The organism is Rhodoferax sp. (assembly GCF_034520025.1).
Taxonomy (GTDB): domain Bacteria; phylum Pseudomonadota; class Gammaproteobacteria; order Burkholderiales; family Burkholderiaceae_C; genus Allorhodoferax.
The window spans coordinates 202232-217340 of record NZ_JAXHNZ010000002.1 but is presented as its reverse complement, the minus strand read 5'-3'; the positions used below and the strand labels follow the sequence as shown (position 1 = coordinate 217340).

Sequence of the window (15109 nt, the reverse complement as noted above, 5' to 3'; positions counted from 1 at the left end):
CTCCTTAGTCGAGTTTGGCGCCCGAGGCCTTGACCACCGTGGCCCAACGCTTGACCTCGGCACTCACAAAGCTGCCAAATTGCGCCGGTGTGAGTTTGCCGAATTCCGCGCCGTTATTGCCCCAGCTGGTTTTGATGTCGTCTGCCATTGCGATGCGGTTCACCTCTTCCACCACACGCGCCTGAATGTCAGCGGGTGTGCCTTTGGGCGCCCACAACCCGTACCAGGTGGTCACGGTGTAGTTCGGCAGCCCCAACTCGGCCGCACAGGGCACATCGGGGAACGCCGGGCTGCGCTTGCTGCCGGACACCATGAGAGCCTTGATTCGCCCGCCTTTGATGTGCGCGGCGGAGGAGCCCAAGCCATCAAACATGATGTCCACACTGCCCGCCATCAGGTCTTGCAACGCAGGGCCAGCCCCTCGGTAAGGAATGTGGGTGATGAAAGTGCCCGTCTGCTGTTTGAACAGTTCACCCGCCAGGTGGTGCGAGGTGCCGCCACCTGCGGAGCCGTAGTTGAGTTTTCCGGGGTTGGCTTTGACCTGCGCCAGAAATGCCTTGAAGTCACCTTGCACGTTCTTCGGGTTCACCACCAGCACTTGTGGCACATTGGCGACCAAGGCCAAGGGGATGAAGTCTTTCTCAATGTCGTAATCCAGCTTGGGGTACATGCTGGGGGCAATCGCATGGTGCACCGCACCCATGAACAGGGTATGGCCATCGGGCGCGGCCTTGGCTGCGATACCTGCCCCCAGAGTGCCGCCGGCGCCGCCGCGGTTGTCAATGACCAGCTGGGTTCCGGTGAGCTTGGCGAACTGGGCCGACATCGGGCGGGCAAAAGCATCGGTGCCGCCACCTGCCGGAAACGGCACCACCAGCGTCACCGGCTTGGCCGGCCACTTGGACTGGGCCAGCGCGCCCGCAGGGGCCAGAGCCCATGCAGCCGCCAGCGCCGAGCCGGCGCCCAAAATACGGCGGCGACTGATGCCGCAAGCCTGGTCGGGGGTGGAAAAGTCTTGTTCATGTGCCATGTCTGTCTCCTGCTTATTGTTGGGGTTACACACTGTCGCTGACTAAAAATACAAGGTACTCACTGCACCAGCCACCGGAATCCGGCCATGGGCCAGGCCTTCCCGGTATTTGTCGAGCCGCTGCAGGTCGTAAAGGTAATTGACCATTAGCCCGTAGGACTGCTTCAGGCCCTTGCCCGAAGGGTCACCGGCCCAATTGAGGCGCTCCACCCGTGCACCATTGCCCAAATGGAACCGAGCGACCGGGTCCAGGGGCTTGTCGTGCAGCGTTTCGCGGCCGAGGTACTGGGCGGCACAGCGCATGAGCATCAGCCGTACGGCCGAAGTCGGCTTCAGCGCCAAAGGGGTCTCGCAGGCCGCCAGAAAATGGGCCGCGGTCACCGGCTCAAAGCCGACCGCGCGGCCCAGCTCTTCGCGCGCAGAGGCGTCAAGCCGCTCCAATTGCGCAGCCGCGTTTTTTTGTAGCCAACTCCTGAAGCCAGGAATCGGCGACAGCGTGGCAAAGGTCTTGAGGCGCGGAAACTCGGTTTTCAAGGTTTCCACCACCCGCTTGATGAGCGAGTCACCAAAACTGACACCCCGCAGGCCATCCTGCGTGTTGCTGATGGAATAAAAAATCGCCGTGGTCGCGGCATTCAAATCTACCGCATCCGCAGACTCGTCCAAGAGAGGGGTGATGCAGTCCGCCAGCGCATCCACCAAAGCCACTTCCACAAAAATCAGCGGTTCATCGGGAAGGCGGGGGTGAAAGAAACCGTAGCACCGGCGGTCGGAGTCGAGGCGGTTTTTCACATCGGCCCAGCTTTTGATGTCGTGCACCGCCTCGTATTTGATGAGTTTCTCGACAAGCGAGGCAGGAGAGTCCCAACTGATGCGGCGCAGCTCTAAAAAGCCCACATCGAACCAGGTGGAGAACATGTACTCCATCTCTACATCCAGCGCCTGCAGCCGCTTGTCAGACTTCAATGCGCTCTGCATTTCCGCCCGCAGGTTCACCAAAAAGCGGATGCCAGCCGCATCGGCGCTGAAGCGCTGCAGCAAACGCCGGCGCGGCGACACCGTGGCCCGGCGGTAGTGCACTTCGGCAGCGGCTTCATCGGGGGTACCGAGCGCGGCAGCAAACTGTGCCTGCGCCGCTTGGGCTTTCACCGGATCCGCCACAAACATTTCACTCATCAGCAACCACATATCGAGGCGGCGTGGCGGGGTAGCGCCGGCATACCAGGCCATCAGGGCCGCTGCCCGACGCCCGCCTTCAACCTCGCTCACCCGCCCGTCAATCACCGCCTGGAGCTCTTGCAAAATGCGACGCAGCACCCGGGGCGACAAGGCCTCGTTGCTTTGGCGCAGCGTTCCCTGCAAACGCTCACGGGTGCTGCGCACCTGCGGGCGCCCTTTGAAAACGCCGGATGCCGCCTTCACCACTATCAATTCAGGAGCATCTTGCGCACTATTTACGGGCGCCTGAGGCACATTTTGCTTAAAACCACGTGGCAGTAGCCGCACCACGTTGCGGTTGATCCAGGAATCTTGTGTCATGCCAATAACCTGCTCTTTCCGTAATGGGCCAATTCCCGCAACGCTTCACGCTGACGCAGCAAGTGGTTGCGCATGGCTGCATCGGCGGCCTCTGCGTCACCTGCGCGGATGGCAGCAAACACAGCAAGGTGCTCACTGAGGCTCTGCTCCAAGCGCCCGGGAGCACGCAACTGCTGCAAGCGCGCGAGCTTGAGAATTTTTCGAAGATCCGCGATCGACTGGGCCAGCCACCGGTTGTCGGCGAGGGTGATGATGGCCTCGTGGATCGTGTAGTTGGTGGCGTAATAGTCAGGGATGCGCCCTGCCGCAGCGTGCGCCTGCAGATTCAGGTGCAGTGCCTCGAGGGCCGCCAAATCTGCCACCGTGGCTTTACGCGCCGCCTCGAAGGCGCAGCGGCCTTCCAGCAAAGCAATGACCGGAAAAATATCGTCCAGATCCCGCTCGGTGACCTCGCTGACAAAACTTCCGCGCCGCGGCTCGTGCCGGATCAGCCCCTCGGCAGTCAGCACCTTGAGCGCCTCACGCAAAGGCGTGCGTGAGATGGACCATTCGGTGCAGAGTGCAACCTCATCCACATAAGCGCCCGCTGGCAATGCCCCTTCAAAAATGCGATGCCGCAGCCGGTCGGCTACGTCGTCATGCAAGGAATTGGGAACAGCACGCATCGGCAGACACACTCCTGAGGAACATTGCCAAGCCGGCAATTTTTCATAATTACCGATAATTACGGAAAATCATAGGGCGCAAAACAAAAAAGCACCCCCGGTAGTTACCCGTGGGGTGCTTCGGTGAGCAGACGGTGAAATCAGGCTCTGCGGCGATCTGCCCAAAGCCACAAGGCTGCGCCACCCAGAATCATCGGCACACAGAGCCACTGCCCCATGCTCATGCCCAAGCTCAGCAAACCAAGGTGGGCATCCGGCTCGCGGAAGAACTCGGCGATGAATCGGAACACGCCATAGCCCAACAAAAACGCCGCCGCCACCTGCCCTTGCTTGCGCGGCTTGCTGGCATACCACCAGAGCAACACGAACAGCAGCACCCCCTCGAGCAAAAACTGATACCCCTGCGAGGGATGACGTGGCAAGGGGCCACCGTCCCGAAACAGCATGCCCCAAGGCAAAGAGGGGTCTGCAACCCGGCCCCACAACTCGCCATTGATGAAGTTACCAACCCGCCCAGAGGCCAGGCCGGTCGGAACACACGGGGCAACCAGATCTGCAACTTGCCAGAACGCCTTTTTGCGCGAGTGGGCAAACCACAACATGGCGCCGATCACCCCCAACATGCCGCCATGGAAACTCATGCCGCCTTGCCAAACGTACAAGACTTCCAGCGGATGACTGGCGTAGTAGCCTGGCTTGTAGAACAGGCAGTAGCCAATGCGCCCACCGAGCACCACGCCCATGACACCGAGGAACAAAATGTCCTCAATGTCCTTGAACGACCAAGCACCCTGCCCCGCCGCAAATGTAGGCTGACGCAGCCTGCGTGCACCGAGAAACAGGAACAGCCCGAAAGCGACGAGGTAGGTCAGGCCGTACCAATGCACAGCGACCGGGCCCAATTGCAGCGCAATCGGGTCAATTTGAGGATGAATTAGCATGAAAACCTAAAAAGCACGCCGGAGCAGCCCTCTGCCACGGCGTGCGAGCTGCTTAATCGAGCAAAGAGAGGTCGCGCACTGCGCCCTTGTCCGCAGACATGACCAGCTTGGCGTAGGCCTTGAGGGCAGCAGTCACCTTGCGGGGGCGGGGTTGGGCAGGCTTCCAACCCAGCTTGTCCTGCTCTACGCGGCGGGCTGCCAACTCTTCATCCGAGACCAGCACGTTGATCGAGCGATTGGGAATGTCGATGCGGATGCGGTCGCCATTGCGAACCAAGCCGATGGCACCACCCGCAGCCGCTTCAGGCGAAGCGTGGCCGATGGACAGACCCGACGTACCGCCCGAGAAGCGACCATCCGTCAACAAGGCACAGGCCTTGCCCAAGCCCTTGGACTTGATGTAACTGGTGGGGTAAAGCATTTCCTGCATACCGGGGCCGCCCTTGGGACCTTCGTAACGCACGATGACGACGTCACCTGCCACCACTTTGTCGGCCAAAATATTGGCGACCGCTTCGTCTTGCGACTCCACCACGTGGGCAGGGCCTTCAAACATCAACAAGCTGTCATCCACGCCCGCGGTTTTGACGACACACCCGTTGAGCGCAATATTGCCTACCAGCACCGCCAGGCCGCCTTCTTTGCTGAAGGCGTGCTCCACAGAGCGGATGCAGCCTGTAGCGCGGTCCGTGTCCAGGCTAGGCCAGCGAGCAGCCTGGCTGAACGCCACCTGGGTAGGAATGCCGCCGGGGCCAGCCTTATAGAAAGTCTGAACCGCGTCCGACGGGTTGCGGGCAATATCCCACTGGTCGAGCGCGTCCTTCATGGTTTTGCTGTGGACTGTTGCCACGTCGGTGTGCAAACGGCCTGCGCGGTCCAATTCACCCAAAATGCCCATGATGCCGCCTGCGCGGTGCACGTCTTCAATGTGGTATTTGTCCGTATTCGGGGCTACTTTGCACAGTTGCGGGACGATCTTGGACATGCGATCGATATCGGCCATGGTGAAGTCGATTTCCGCTTCTTGGGCAATGGCCAGAACGTGCAAGATGGTGTTGGTGGAGCCACCCATGGCAATGTCCAGCGCCATCGCATTCTCGAAGGCCTTGAAGCCCATGGAACGTGGCAGGATGCTGCTGTCTTCTTCTTCGTAGTAACGCTTGCAAAGCTCCACCACCAGATGACCCGCGCGCTTGAACAATTGCTCGCGGTCGGCGTGGGTCGCCAGCACGGTGCCGTTGCCGGGCAAAGACAAGCCCAAAGCTTCGGTCAGGCAATTCATCGAGTTGGCGGTGAACATGCCAGAGCAAGAGCCACAGGTGGGGCAAGCAGAGCGCTCGACTTCCGCAACATCCGCATCGCTGACCTTGTCGTCCGCGGCCATGACCATGGCATCGACCAAGTCGAGCTTTCGGAATTCAATTTTCTGGGTCGTGGGGTTGAGCAATTTGACCTTGCCGGCCTCCATCGGGCCACCGGACACAAACACCACCGGGATGTTCAGGCGCATAGCGGCCATCAACATGCCGGGGGTGATCTTGTCGCAGTTGGAGATGCACACCATGGCATCGGCGCAGTGCGCGTTAACCATGTACTCCACGCTGTCAGCAATGATGTCGCGACTAGGCAGCGAATACAACATGCCGTCATGGCCCATGGCGATACCGTCGTCCACAGCAATCGTGTTGAACTCTTTGGCAACACCGCCCGCTGCCTCGATCTCGCGCGCGACCAATTGACCCAAGTCTTTCAAGTGGACGTGGCCCGGGACGAACTGGGTGAACGAATTCACGACGGCGATGATGGGCTTGCTGAAGTCAGCATCCTTCATGCCGGTCGCGCGCCACAAAGAGCGTGCACCGGCCATGTTGCGGCCGGCAGTGGAGGTCTTGGAACGGTAAGCGGGCATGGTGTGAAATAGATATTCGGTTGAACAGAATGGGGGGCGCCGGAGATTATCCTCCAGCCCCTCAGCGACGTTTTTTAGATCCCTGCAGCCCCATGGCTTCCCGCTGGCGGTCTATGCGGGCCTGTTTGCGGGCATTTTCCTTGTCCATGGCCTTGCGCTTGGTGTAGCCGGAGCTGTCCGCCCACGCCCACCAGGCAATAGCCAGTGCAAAGGGCATCAGAACCTGCCACCAAGCCCACGCGGCTACCGGCTCGATCAGCAGGTATTTCATGGCCAGAAGAATCAAACCCAAAACCAAAAAATACATAGTATTTGCTCCAATGTGTTGCCCCCGTTTCTAGTGGGGGGGTCAACCTGAGTTACTACAATCCCGTTGTAGAGATGTTAGCGAAACAACAGAGGCTTCAGATGAATCATTTTCTATCGCGTGGTTGGGTGCTCTCCTTGGTATTGCTCAGCCCCCTCGCTTGGGCGGATCAGGGCTTGGCAAAGTCCAAAAACTGCATGACCTGCCACATGATGGACAAAAAAGTGCTGGGGCCGGCGTTCAAAGACGTGGCCACCAAGTACAAGGGAGACAAGACAGCCGCAGATCGCCTCGCCACTAAGATCATGAAAGGTGGTAGCGGCGCTTGGGGTACCGCTTACATGCCGGCGAATTCGCAGGTCAGTGAAGCTGAGGCCAAGAAACTGGCGGCCTGGGTTCTCTCACTGAATTAAGCGGCTCACTCGCAACAAAAAAAGCCGCTAAAAACTAGCGGCTTTTTTATGGGCAAGCGCCATGGGCGCCTACCGTATGGAAAACCAGGATGGCTTAGTAAGCCTGACCCAATTGATCCAGAATGGCTGGATTCTCCAGGGTGCTGGTGTCTTGGGTGATGGACTCGCCCTTGGCCAAGGAGCGCAGCAAGCGGCGCATGATCTTGCCGGAACGGGTCTTGGGCAGGTTTTCACCAAAGCGGATATCTTTTGGCTTGGCAATCGGCCCGATTTCCTTGGCAACCCAGTCGCGCAAATCTTTGGCAATCGCTTTGGCTTCGTCGCCGCTGGGGCGGGCCCGCTTCAGCACCACAAAGGCGCAAATCGCCTCGCCCGTCAGATCATTGGGGCGACCGACCACGGCAGCTTCGGCGACCAGATCGGACTTGGACACGAGCGCGGACTCGATCTCCATAGTTCCCATACGGTGGCCAGACACGTTGAGCACGTCATCAATGCGGCCCGTAATACGGAAGTAGCCACGGTCTGCACTGCGCACCGCACCGTCGCCGGCGAGGTACAGCTTGCCACCCATTTCCTCGGGGAAGTAAGCTTTTTTAAAACGCTCAGGGTCATTCCAGATGGTGCGGATCATGGAGGGCCACGGGCGCTTAACGACCAGGATGCCGCCGGTTCCGTTGGCAATGTCATTGCCAACTTCATCCACAATGGCAGCCATGATTCCAGGCAGGGGCAGCGTGCAGCTGCCGGGAACCAGCGGTGTGGCGCCGGGCAGCGGGGTCATCATGTGGCCACCGGTTTCGGTTTGCCAGAAAGTGTCCACGATGGAGCATTTCTCGTGGCCGACGTTTTTGTAGTACCACATCCATGCTTCGGGGTTGATGGGTTCACCCACCGAGCCGAGAATGCGCAGGCTCGACAAGTCCGAGCGGTCGGGGTGCACAGAGGCATCGCTCTCAGCGGCTTTGATCAGCGAACGGATCGCAGTTGGCGCCGTGTAGAAGATGGTGCACTTGTGACGCTCAATCATTTGCCAGAAGCGACCAGCGTTCGGGAAAGTGGGCACACCCTCAAAAATAATCTGGGTAGCGCCAGCAGCCAATGGGCCGTATGCCACATAGGTGTGGCCCGTGATCCAGCCGATATCAGCCGTGCACCAGAACACATCCTCAGGCTTCAAGTCAAAGGTCCAGTCCATCGTGAGCTTGGCCCACAGCAAATAGCCACCCGTGGAATGCTGCACGCCCTTGGGCTTGCCGGTTGAACCCGAGGTATAGAGGATGAACAAGGGATGTTCAGCGCCCACGGGTACCGGTGCGCAGTCGGTGCTTTTGCCGGCCAAGGCTTCATCAAACGTTTTGTCGCGCCCTGCCACCATGTTGCAGGCTGTTTTGGTACGCTGGTACACAAAAACGCTCTTGATGGACTCGCAGCCACCCATGGCGATGCCCTCGTCCACGATAGCCTTCAAAGGCAACTCTTTGCCGCCGCGCATCTGGTAGTTGCTGGTGATCACCGCAACCGCACCTGCGTCAATGATGCGCTCTTGCAAAGCCTTGGCCGAGAAGCCACCAAACACCACACTATGGGTAGCGCCGATACGGGCGCAGGCCTGCATCGCAATCACGCCTTCCAGGGTCATGGGCATGTACACCAGTACCCGGTCGCCCTTTTGGATGCCGTCTGCCTTAAGTGCGTTGGCAAACTGGCTGACCCGAGCCAACAGCTCTTTGTAGGTGGTTTTGGTAACAGTACCGTCATCAGCCTCAAAAATGACCGCCACTTTATTTTCAGTGGGGGTGCCGATGTGCTTGTCCAGGCAGTTGGCGGACGCATTCAACTCGCCATCATCAAACCATTTGTAAAACGGTGCGTTGGACTCATCCAAAGTGCGGGTGAAAGGCTTGTTCCACACCACGTTTTCCTTGGCCAAGCGGGCCCAGAAACCTTCGAAATCTTTTTCGGCTTCGGCGCAAAGGGCGTTGTAGCCCTCCATGCCGGAGATGCGGGCCGCTTTGACTGTGGCTTCACTGGGTGGGAACACCCGGTTTTCAACCAACATGGACTCGATAGCAGAAGATGATGCGCTCACAGGTTTGTCTCCTCGGATTTTTTGAAAACTGCGCGCATGGTTATCCCATGCACTTACAAATCACTGACTGATTTGGGTCAAGGCCCGCCGTCAGGCTAGTGCAGGTGTGATTCGATAAACTCAGCGAGTTTGCCCTTCACTGCCATCCAATCTCTGAAAAGTCCGACCATGACCACCTCTATCCGCCAGGCTGACCTGATCGAATCCGTGTCTGCCGCGCTGCAGTACATCAGCTACTACCACCCCGCCGACTACATCGCCCACCTGGCCCGCGCCTACGAGCGCGAGCAGAGCCCGGCTGCCAAAGACGCGATCGCCCAAATCCTGACCAACAGCAAAATGAGTGCGACCGGCCACCGCCCCATTTGCCAGGACACCGGCATCGTGAACGTGTTCCTCAAAGTCGGTATGGATGTGCGCTGGGAGGGCTTCACTGGGAGCCTGGACGACGCCATCAACGAAGGTGTCCGCCAAGGCTACAACCACCCCGACAACACTTTGCGCGCCTCGGTGGTTGCGGACCCTGAGTTTTTGCGCAAGAACACCAAAGACAACACCCCGGCGGTGATCTTCACGGAAATCGTGCCCGGCAATACGGTCGAAGTGACCGTGGCAGCCAAAGGTGGCGGCTCTGAGAACAAAAGCAAAATGGTCATGTTGAACCCCGGCGACTCGGTGGTGGACTGGGTCTTGAAGACCGTTCCCACCATGGGCGCTGGCTGGTGCCCGCCCGGTATGCTGGGCATCGGCATCGGCGGCACCGCTGAAAAGGCCGTCCTGATGGCAAAAGAAAGCCTGATGGACGATTTGGACATGTATGAGCTGCAGACCAAAGCCGCAGCCGGCGCTGAACTCAACAATGTGGAAAAAATGCGCTTGGAGCTGATGGAGAAGGTCAATGCGTTGGGTATTGGCGCACAGGGCTTGGGCGGTTTGACCACCGTGCTGGACGTCAAGATCAAGATGTATCCGACGCACGCGGCCAGCAAGCCGGTCGCCATGATCCCGAACTGCGCCGCCACCCGCCACGCCCATTTTGTGTTGGACGGCAGCGGCCCCGTCTATCTGGATCCGCCAAGCTTGGACCTCTGGCCCAACGTCAACTGGACACCTGACTACGAGACCAGCAAAAAAGTGGACCTCAATACCCTGACCAAGGAAGAAGTCGCCAGCTGGAAACCGGGCCAGACATTGCTATTAAACGGCAAGATGCTGACCGGCCGCGATGCCGCGCACAAACGCATCCAAGGCATGCTGGCCAAGGGTGAAAAGCTGCCCGTGGACTTTGCCAACCGGGTGATCTATTACGTCGGCCCCGTTGACCCGGTTCGCGATGAAGCAGTTGGCCCAGCAGGCCCGACAACCGCCACCCGTATGGACGGATTCACCGAGATGATGCTGGCGCAAACCGGTTTGATTGCCATGATTGGCAAAGCAGAGCGCGGCCCCGTCGCCATCGAAGCCATCAAGAAGCACCAGAGTGCCTACCTGATGGCGGTTGGCGGTGCGGCCTACCTGGTGTCCAAGGCCATCAAGACCGCCAAAGTGGTCGGTTTTGAAGATATGGGCATGGAAGCGATTTACGAATTCGACGTCGTTGACATGCCTGTCACTGTGGCGGTGGACGCTGGTGGCACCAGTGCCCACATCACAGGGCCTGAGGACTGGAAAAAGAAGATCGCTACTGGCGAATTCAAGTCCATTCCTGTCACTTCGCGTTAAGCCATTGCCGATCGAAAGCATGCACCCCATCGGGGTGTTTGACAGTGGCCTAGGCGGCCTGAGCGTCCTACGGGCGCTTAGGGCTGAATTGCCAAACGAAAGGTTTGTCTATGTCGCGGACAGCGGCCACGCACCCTACGGTGAGCGGGATGACGAGTACCTGATCCATCGCTCCGGCACGATCAGCCGCTGGTTGCAACACCATCACCAGATCAAAGCCCTGGTAGTGGCCTGCAACACGGCCACTGCTGCAGCGATTCACGTCTTGCGGGCAGAACACCCTGCACTACCCATCATAGGTATTGAACCGGCACTCAAACCTGCGGTGGCTAAGAGCAAGACGGGCGTCATTGGGGTAATGGCAACGCCGAGCACCTTGAAGAGCGAGAAGTTCCAACGTTTGCTGGCAAGCTTGCAAGATCAAGCGCGCTTTGTTCTTCAGCCCTGCCCCGGGCTGGCATTGGCCATTGAGCAGTTTGACGCTATCAAAACAGGAGCTGCTTGCGCAACATTTACGAGGGCCATGGGCACTTTTGGCATTCAAACCGGTGACATTGATACGCTGGTATTGGGCTGCACTCACTACCCCTTCGCAGAGGCGTCACTTCGCTCAGGAACCGGACATGAGGTGCACTATCTGGAAGGAGGTGCCCCAGTGGCCCGCCAGACCCGGCGTCTGCTTGTAAAGGCCAACACACTGCTCACTATCGAACCGTCAAACAGCGGACGAATCGACTTTCACAGCACAGGCGACTCCCGCACCCTGGCGCTAGCGGCCGAGCGCTGGCTGGGAATTGCAGATACTGTGCATGACTTGGAGATTTAGCTGCTAACGCAACCGAAAGCTACCCCGCTTTGCACTGTTGTCCAGCGCTTCACTCATGCCTGAAGCCGAATCGCCACCCGAGCCGCATAATTTGCACATCCAGTCTGCGCAGATCGAGAATCACCCTACAGAAGCGTAGGCAGCACTTGCCCTGACCGAACTGAAAATGCGCTGGGGCCCGAGGTTGGGACTTGGTGCTTTAGTGGGTTCAGTGGGATAAAAACGAGGGCTTCCCGAGAATATCGGGCGTCAGTGCCTTGACAGCCTGATACTGGCTCATGAAGATTTGACCACTCAAATGCTGTAGCAGTTCGGTCGTACGCAGGCGGTCCATGACAGGCCCCTTCAACTCCGAAAAATGCAGCATCACGCCGGCAGTTTTCAGGCGTTGGTCTATGGCCTCTAAACTCTCCAGTGCGCTCGCATCGATGTCATTGATCGCTGAACATAGCAACACCACATGGCGAAGTGTGGGGCGACTAGCCACCGCATCATTGATACGGTCCTCTAGGCTGCGTGCATTGGCGAAGTAAAGGCTCTCATCAACGCGCAAGGTGAGCAATTCCGGGCTTGTGTGCACCTCATGACGCAACACGTTGCGAAAGTGCTCTGTACCTGGTAGCAAACCAACCTCGGCGATGTGTGGCCGACTGGTGCGAAACACATACAACGCCAGTGACACGCCGACTCCAATGACCAAGCCGGTTTCAACTCCTAGCGTGAGCGTTGCAAACAAGGTGGCAACCACGGCAGCAAAGTCCGGCTTGGAATAGGACCATGTACGGCTCAAAATGCCAAAGTCTACGAGCGACAACACCGCCACAATAATGGTGGCCGAAAGCGTAGCCTGTGGCAGGTAGTACAACGCTGGCGTTAGCAACAGCGATGCCAGCGTGATGCCGATTGCTGTAAAAACGCCAGCTGCAGGGGTTCGGGCACCGGCGTCGAAATTAACAACAGACCTTGCAAAGCCCCCCGTCACGGGGAAGCCACCGCTTATTGCCGCCGACAAATTACTCGCACCCAGCGCAACAAGCTCTTCGTCTGGCTCAATACGCTGTCGACGCTTAGCCGCCAATGTCTGGCCGACGGATACTGATTCCACGAATCCGACTACGCTTATCAGCAGTGCCGGCATTGCCAATTCGCGCCACAGTGCCAGATCCCATGTGGGAGCTGTAAGCGGTGGCAGTCCTTGCGGAACATTGCCCACAATCTTCATACCTTGCGCCTGCCAATCCAAGGCCCACGCCAAAGCGGTGGTGACAGCGATGGCAGCTACAGGGCCAGCCTTGGCAACAACATCAGCGATTTTTGGCTTCATGCCCCAGGCAGTCAGTAAGGGCTTAAGACCTTTGCGCACCCAAAACAGAAAACCAGTGACGATTAGGCCAACGGCTAGGGTCAGCAGGTGAGCACTGTCCGCCTGCCGGGCAATCGCGGTTAACAGTTCGACGACGTTGTGCCCATCTGCTTTCACGCCCATCAGGGTTTTCAATTGACTGGCCGCTATGAGGAGCCCTGATGCCGAGATGAAGCCAGAGATTACCGGGTGACTCAGGAAATTGGCAAGGAAACCCAGGCGAAGGACACCCATCACTAGCAGCATCATTCCTGATAGAAAGGCAAGCGTGATGGCAATCTGCCAATAAGCCGCGGTACCCGCCGCAGCATGCTCTCCCACCGCAGCAGCCGTCATAAGCGAGACTACCGCCACCGGCCCCACAGCGAGCACGCGACTGCTGCCCAACACGCCGTAAAGCAACAAAGGCGCCACACTGGCGTAAAGGCCCACCTCCGGCGGCAAACCCGCCAGAAGCGCGTAGGCCAAGCTTTGTGGGATCAGCATGATCGTGACAATCAAGGCTGCCACCAAGTCACCAACAAAAGTCTCTTGGTCGTAGCGCCGTCCCCAGTCCAAGACTGGCACCGAGGGCAGGCGTTGCTTCCAACTTCTAGCTTGTGCCATCAACCCACCATCTCAGGTTGTGCCAGCCATTCCCGTCCTTTGAGCATCCCGTCCCAATAGAGCGGCGGCAACACGCGTTCTTTGAGATACCAAGCCAGTGCAGAGGGCTTGGTACCGTCGATCAGCCATTTAGGGAAACTAGGCGATACTTTGCCACCGTAGGTGAACTCGGCCAGAACGATTTTTCCACGCTCGACTGTGAGTGGACAAGATCCGTAGCCGTCATACTTTACCTCGCCCTGCACATCGCCACGGGTGACCAGCAGGTTGTGTGCGACCACTGGTGCTTGCTTTCGCGCCGCGGCAGCAGTCTTGGCGTTGCTTGTGTTGCCTACGTCACCCAACGCAAAGATATTGACGAACTCCTTGTGGCGTAGCGTACCTGGGTCAATATCGACCCACCCGGCGGCGTCTGCAAGTGGACTGATACGAATGAAGTCTGGCGCCCTCTGTGGAGGCACAGCGTGCAGCATGTCGAACTCGCGGGTGATAAATTCGTTGGTGCCGTCGGGATTGTTTGCGCTGAAAACCGCCTTTTTTGCGGGACCGTCGACAGACACAAGCGTTTGACCGAAATTCAGACCGATGCCGTAAGTCCTCACATATTCCATCAAGGCTGGAACATAGTCCGCCACGCCAAATAGAACAGCACCTGCATTGCAAAACTGTATGTCGATGGAGCTTAAGACGCCACTCCGACGCCAATGATCGGCAGACAGATACATCGCTTTTTGAGGCGCGCCCGCGCATTTGATGGGCATGGGCGGTTGGCTGAAAATAGCGCAGCCTCGCTTCAGTTCCTGAACCAGCCTCCAAGTGTAGGGGGCTAAATCGTAGCGATAGTTACTGGTCACACCGTTGCGCCCTAGCGTTTCGGAAAGACCCTCGATGCCCTGCCAGTCAAGTTTTAGCCCTGGACAAACCACTAACTGCTGATACTTGACTACTCGACAGCCGTCCAAGATCACGGCGTTGCGCTCGGGTTCAAACGCAGCAACTGCCGACTTGATCCAGTGCACCCCTTTGGGCAGCACGGCAGCCATCGTTCGAGCTGTCACTGCAGCGTCAAACACACCAGCCCCTACTAATGTCCACCCCGGCTGGTAGTAATGGATATCGGCCGGGTCAATGATGGCAATATTGAGATCGGGTTTGCGAGCCAGAAGGCTTGATGCCACCGAAATTCCAGCGGCACCGCCGCCAACGATCACGACGTCGTGCATGGCGTCGGACACTTCAACGGGAGTCTTCCCTCCATTGGCAATGCGCCGCACGACTCCCTTTAAATCGAAGCCCGCTTTAGACGCTTTTTCCACGATTTGAGGAAGCTGCATGTTTGCCGCCTGTGACAGTGCCCACATGGTGGTAGATCGCATGCCAGTGCGACAGAAGGCCAATACAGGCTTGGGCAACTCAGCCATAAGCGCACCAAACGCGACGCCTTGTGCATCAGTCACTTTGCCGGATTCTGCCGGCAGGTAGCGAATCTGCAAACCTTGGTCTCGCGCTTCGCGTTCAAGCTCCGCGTAGACCGGCTGGTCCGCACCCTCACCGTCTGGCCGGTTACAGATCACAGAGCGAAACCCTGCTCTTGCAACAGCATTTAAATCAGCGATGGTGACCTGAGGGGCAACCGATATCTCAGGGCTGAGTGACTTGATTTCCATTTTTGTCTCCAAAAGTATCGGCCTCTTAA

At 58.3% G+C, this 15109-nt stretch carries 12 protein-coding genes; 3 read left to right on the top strand and 9 right to left on the bottom strand.

What is annotated here, in order from left to right; genetic code table 11:
- Positions 1–4 precede the first annotated feature (4 nt).
- From U5L73_RS09345 to U5L73_RS09320, 6 genes are all read right to left on the bottom strand, one after another.
- On the bottom strand, positions 5–1030 hold the full coding sequence (locus tag U5L73_RS09345) for a tripartite tricarboxylate transporter substrate binding protein (RefSeq protein WP_322562112.1): 1026 nt from the start codon (positions 1028–1030) through the stop codon (positions 5–7).
- A gap of 42 nt (positions 1031–1072) precedes the next feature.
- The gene (locus U5L73_RS09340; RefSeq protein ID WP_322562111.1) at positions 1073–2569 is read right to left on the bottom strand and encodes a malonyl-CoA decarboxylase domain-containing protein; all 1497 of its coding nucleotides are present in this window, start codon (positions 2567–2569) and stop codon (positions 1073–1075) included.
- Positions 2566–3234, bottom strand: coding sequence for a GntR family transcriptional regulator (locus tag U5L73_RS09335; protein WP_322562110.1), 669 nt, complete (start codon positions 3232–3234; stop codon positions 2566–2568). Before U5L73_RS09335 ends, U5L73_RS09340 begins: the two co-directional genes overlap by 4 nt.
- A 140-nt stretch (positions 3235–3374) precedes the next feature.
- Positions 3375–4175, bottom strand: a complete 801-nt coding sequence (gene lgt, locus U5L73_RS09330) for a prolipoprotein diacylglyceryl transferase (protein WP_322562109.1) — start codon at positions 4173–4175, stop codon at positions 3375–3377.
- A 52-nt stretch (positions 4176–4227) separates the two neighbouring features.
- Entirely contained in the window at positions 4228–6084 is a 1857-nt protein-coding gene (ilvD, locus tag U5L73_RS09325) for a dihydroxy-acid dehydratase (protein WP_322562108.1), read from the bottom strand.
- A gap of 61 nt (positions 6085–6145) precedes the next feature.
- On the bottom strand, positions 6146–6391 hold the full coding sequence (locus tag U5L73_RS09320) for a TIGR04438 family Trp-rich protein (RefSeq protein ID WP_322562107.1): 246 nt from the start codon (positions 6389–6391) through the stop codon (positions 6146–6148).
- A 101-nt stretch (positions 6392–6492) separates the two neighbouring features.
- Between U5L73_RS09320 and U5L73_RS09315 the strand changes: the two genes are divergently transcribed.
- Complete coding sequence (locus U5L73_RS09315) at positions 6493–6804, top strand: c-type cytochrome (protein ID WP_322562106.1); 312 nt, start codon at positions 6493–6495, stop codon at positions 6802–6804.
- Between the two features lie 94 nt (positions 6805–6898).
- Here the strand turns inward: U5L73_RS09315 and acs are convergent, their stop codons facing one another.
- Positions 6899–8896, bottom strand: a complete 1998-nt coding sequence (acs, locus tag U5L73_RS09310; protein WP_322562105.1) for an acetate--CoA ligase — start codon at positions 8894–8896, stop codon at positions 6899–6901.
- 168 nt (positions 8897–9064) lie between these two features.
- On the opposite strand from acs, the gene U5L73_RS09305 reads away from it, so the two are divergent.
- Together U5L73_RS09305 and murI are read left to right on the top strand one after the other, a co-directional pair.
- A complete protein-coding gene (locus U5L73_RS09305) occupies positions 9065–10618 on the top strand; it encodes a fumarate hydratase (RefSeq protein WP_322562104.1) in 1554 nt (517 codons plus the stop codon).
- 4 nt (positions 10619–10622) lie between these two features.
- Positions 10623–11444, top strand: coding sequence for a glutamate racemase (murI, locus tag U5L73_RS09300; protein ID WP_416221289.1), 822 nt, complete (start codon positions 10623–10625; stop codon positions 11442–11444).
- Between the two features lie 208 nt (positions 11445–11652).
- Here murI and U5L73_RS09295 read toward each other — a convergent pair whose 3' ends face one another.
- Together U5L73_RS09295 and U5L73_RS09290 are read right to left on the bottom strand one after the other, a co-directional pair.
- Complete coding sequence (locus U5L73_RS09295) at positions 11653–13413, bottom strand: SulP family inorganic anion transporter (RefSeq protein WP_322562102.1); 1761 nt, start codon at positions 13411–13413, stop codon at positions 11653–11655.
- Positions 13413–15080 carry a TIGR01244 family sulfur transferase gene (locus U5L73_RS09290; RefSeq protein ID WP_322562101.1) on the bottom strand — a complete coding sequence of 556 codons (1668 nt, stop codon included), beginning with the start codon at positions 15078–15080 and terminating at the stop codon, positions 13413–13415. Before U5L73_RS09290 ends, U5L73_RS09295 begins: the two co-directional genes overlap by 1 nt.
- Positions 15081–15109: the final 29 nt, after the last annotated feature.